The organism is Rathayibacter sp. AY1A3 (genome assembly GCF_002930975.1).
GTDB lineage: Bacteria > Actinomycetota > Actinomycetes > Actinomycetales > Microbacteriaceae > Rathayibacter.
This window is the reverse complement of sequence record NZ_PSTO01000073.1, coordinates 1-3,589: the sequence shown is the minus strand read 5'-3', so window position 1 is coordinate 3,589 and position 3,589 is coordinate 1. Positions and strand designations below refer to the sequence as shown.

Here is a 3,589-nt window from a genome sequence, read left to right as displayed (position 1 = left end):
CGCCACGTCGGTGCGCCCGCGCACGCCCCTCACGGCCGACCACCACCCCCGGGGCTGGTTCGAGTCCTGACGCGGTCCCCTCCCTCTCCGCGGGATGCCGCTCCGGTACGCGACACGCCGTGCCGGGCGCACCGACGTGGCGTCTCGCGGGGAGGTACTGGGGGGATGCAGCAGTCGGAGGGGCGCGAGCCGGACGAGGTGCGCCGGTACGGGGAGGCTCCGGAGCAGATCGCGGACGTCTTCCGCGGGGCGCCCGGCGAGGCGCGCCGGCCGGTCGTGCTCGTGCACGGCGGGTTCTGGCGGGCGCGGTGGGACCGGCGGCACGCCCGGCCGCTCGCGGCGGCACTGGCCGACCGCGGGCACGACGTGCTCCTCCCCGAGTACCGGCGCACGGGCGACCCGGGAGGCGGCTGGCCGGGCACCGGCGACGACGTCCTGGCCGTGCTCGCGGCGCTCCCGGCACTGCTGCCCGGCGCCGGATCGGTCGCCCTCGTCGGCCACTCCGCCGGCGGCCACCTCGCCGTCTGGTCGCAGGCCGCCCGTCCGTCGCCGCACGTCGCCGCTGTGGTGGCACTGGCGGGCGTGCTCGACCTGGCCGCCGCCTCCGCCGACCGCCTCAGCGACGACGCCGTGGGGGAGCTCCTCGGCGGCGACCTCGCGCTGCTCCCGGGCGCCGACCCCGCGCAGCTGCCGGCGCCGCCGCAGCCGACCACGCTGATCCACGGCACGCTCGACGAGGACGTCCCCGTCACCTACAGCCGCCGCTACGCCGACCGGCACCCCGCCGTGCAGCTGCACGAGCTCGCCGACGCCGACCACATGGCGCTCGTCGATCCGACGACGGCAGCCTTCGCGATCCTCCTCGCCGCGCTCGGCTGACGCGCGCCGGGAGCGGGACTGCGACGCTTCCGCCCGCCGAGGCGGGACGGGAACTGGCCCCCTAGAGGACCGGCGGGTACAGGAAGAGCGGGACCTGCGCGGTGGGGAAGGTGCGGGTCACGTAGCTGTGCTTGCCGCCGTAGTTGTACTCCTCGAGGAGCACCGTGCCGTCGTCGTTGACCTTCTGCACGTACGAGACGTGGTTGTAGGTCCACCACGCGACGCAGCCGACGATCGGGACGCTGCTGGTCGCCCAGCCCTTCGCGGCCCAGTTGTCCGGCCACTCGTAGGCGCTGCCGCCGAGCGGGGTGATGTTCCCCCACGTGTACTTCCACGGCGCGGAGGTGCGGCCGGCGTCGCGGTTGAGGCGCCAGGCCACGAAGTCGACGCACTCGCGGTAGTAGTAGCCGAGGGGCGAGAGTCCGCCGCCGTCGTCGTCGATGGTCTCGTAGGGCCACGGGTAGTCGTCGCCGACCGCGCGGGTCTGCACGGTCGAGAACTCGCCGCCGTTGGATCCGGAGAGCACGGCCGCCTGGCGGCTGGCCTCGTCGAGCTGCGCCTGGGTCGGTGCGGCGAAGGCGTCGCGGACGGCGGTCTGGCCGGCGGCGTCGGAGGAGACGGTGAGGTTCTGGAGGCCGACCCGGTTCGCGGCGGCGCGGCCGGTCGCGGTGGCGGAGGAGCTGCGGGCGCCGTACGCGGGGATCGCGGCCGTGGCGAAGAGGCCGCCGACCACCGAGAAGGTGCCGAAGGCCAGGGCGCGGCGGCTGAGGCCGCGGGCCCGGGCGGGCTCGGCGGCGCGGGGAGCGACGGGGCGGGAGGCGGACGCGCGGCGCGGTGAGGCCGGGATCGACCGGGAGGCGGGGGAGGCGACGGCGGGGACCTCGACCGAGACGGTCGGAGCGGTCGCCACGGCCGTTGCGGCGTCGACGGCGGTGGGCGCGGAGTCGCCAGCGCCTGCGGAAGCGGCGGAGTCGTCCGATCCGCTGCCCTCGACCGCGGTGCCGGCGGTCGCCGCGCCCGTCTCCGTCTCGGCCCGGGCCGCACGGCGCTCGGCCTCGCGGGCCTCGCGTCGGGTCAGGGGTGCAGTGGTCGGGGTGCCGGCACTCTCCTCAGGGATGGGAATGCCTGGCTTCGACACGCGTGCGTTCTCCTCGGATGACGGTGGTGACGGGGGGTCGGGGGCCGGTGGGGATCCGGCGACGAGCCACTCTAGCCCGAGGCCCGCGCATAACGGAACGATCACGACGGATCCGGCACGGATGCTCCGACCGCTCGCGCCCGCGCGGTGCCAGGATGGGGCGCAACCGGGAAGGAGCTCCTCATGACCGCACCCACCCCCACCGGGCCCGTCCTCGTCGGCATCGTCGACGGCCAGCGACCCGAGGTCCTGCGCACCGCCGCCCGCGTCGCCGCCGACGCCGGAGCCGCCCTGCTGCTCGTGTCGGTCTCGGCCGATCCGTACCTCGTCGGCGAGTACGTCGATCCGATGACCGGCGGCATCCCGCTCGGCTTCGTCGGCGCCGCGGCCGACCGCGGCGAGGGCCCGTCCCTCCCGCCCGGGCTCCGCGAGACGGTCGAGCACGAGCTGGACGGCAGCACCGTGCAGTGGTCGCTGCGCGCGGCACGGGGCGAGCCCGCCCTGGCGCTCGCCGAGGTCGCCGAGGATGTCGACGCACGGATGATCGTGGTCGGCACCCGCGACGCGGGCGTGCTCGCGAGCATCGCCGAGTTCCTCAGCGGGAGCGTCGCCGCCCACCTCGCGCACCGCCAGCACCGCCCCGTGCTCGTCGTCCCGCGCGCCGACCGCGACCCGTCGCGCCCGGCGCCCTGGGACCTCGCGGAGTGACGCGACCCCTCCACCTGCGCCCCTCCGCGATCCTCCTCGTCGCGGCGGGCGGAGCCGTCGGCACGGCTGCCCGCGCCGCGATCGGCGCCGCACTGCCCCCGTTGGGCGTCGTGCCGGTCGCGACGCTCGCCGTGAACCTGCCGGGCGCGTTCCTCCTGGGCCTCCTGCTCGAGGCGCTGGCGCGGCGCGGGCCGGACGAGGGCGGGCGCCGCACCCTGCGCCTCCTGCTCGGCACCGGCGTGCTGGGCGGATTCACGACCTACAGCACCTTCTCGCTCGACACGGTCGCGCTGCTCGAGGGCGGCCACGTCGTGGAGTACCTGCTCTACACCGGCGGCACGCTCGTGCTGGGCGTGCTCGCCGCGGCGCTGGGCATCGCGGTCGCGGGGCGGCGGAGGGCGGCGGCGTGACGCCCGGCCTGCTGCTCGCGGTCGCTCTCGCGGGCGGAGTCGGAGCGGCCGCACGGCTCGTCGTCGACGGGGTCGCGCGGTCGCTCGTGCCGGCGCGCTGGCCGGTCGGCACCGCGCTGATCAACGTCAGCGGGTCGCTGCTGCTCGGAGTCGTCACCGGGCTCGTGCTGGCCGGCGTCCTCGACCCGGTGTGGCGGGCCGTGCTCGGGACGGGCGTGCTCGGCGGCTTCACCACGTTCAGCACGGCGAGCGTCGAGACCGCGCGGCTCTTGCTCGACCGGCGCTGGGCGGCCGGCCTGGGGTACGGCGTCGGCACGGCGGCGCTCGCCGTCGCGGCGGCGGCCGCGGGCCTCGCGCTGACGGGCGTCCGGCTGTCCTGAGCATCGCGGCGGGCGCTCCGGAGCGGCACGCGGCTCCGCTCCTCACCGCCCTTCCCCGGAGCCCACCCCACGCC

5 protein-coding genes are annotated in these 3,589 nt (G+C 76.9%); 4 read left to right on the top strand and 1 reads right to left on the bottom strand.

The features are described 5' to 3' along the window. The first annotated feature begins 165 nt into the window (after positions 1-165). A complete protein-coding gene (locus C5C10_RS17625) occupies positions 166-879 on the top strand; it encodes an alpha/beta hydrolase (RefSeq protein ID WP_146082199.1) in 714 nt (237 codons plus the stop codon). 61 nt (positions 880-940) lie between these two features. Here the strand turns inward: C5C10_RS17625 and C5C10_RS17290 are convergent, their stop codons facing one another. Further along, entirely contained in the window at positions 941-2,017 is a 1,077-nt protein-coding gene (locus tag C5C10_RS17290) for a CHAP domain-containing protein (protein ID WP_181073507.1), read from the bottom strand. A 183-nt stretch (positions 2,018-2,200) separates the two neighbouring features. Here C5C10_RS17290 and C5C10_RS17985 point away from each other — a divergent pair, with 183 nt between their 5' ends. Genes C5C10_RS17985 through C5C10_RS17280 form a run of 3 tightly spaced genes read left to right on the top strand, consistent with a single transcriptional unit; the run spans position 2,201 to position 3,515 of the window. Further along, entirely contained in the window at positions 2,201-2,725 is a 525-nt protein-coding gene (locus C5C10_RS17985; RefSeq protein ID WP_181073506.1) for a universal stress protein, read from the top strand. Further along, positions 2,722-3,135, top strand: coding sequence for a CrcB family protein (locus C5C10_RS17980; RefSeq protein WP_104313543.1), 414 nt, complete (start codon positions 2,722-2,724; stop codon positions 3,133-3,135). The genes C5C10_RS17985 and C5C10_RS17980 overlap by 4 nt, the downstream gene beginning before the upstream one ends. Continuing rightward, positions 3,132-3,515: a CrcB family protein gene (locus tag C5C10_RS17280; RefSeq protein ID WP_104226584.1), complete on the top strand. Its 384-nt coding sequence runs from the start codon at positions 3,132-3,134 to the stop codon at positions 3,513-3,515. The genes C5C10_RS17980 and C5C10_RS17280 overlap by 4 nt, the downstream gene beginning before the upstream one ends. Positions 3,516-3,589 lie beyond the last annotated feature (74 nt).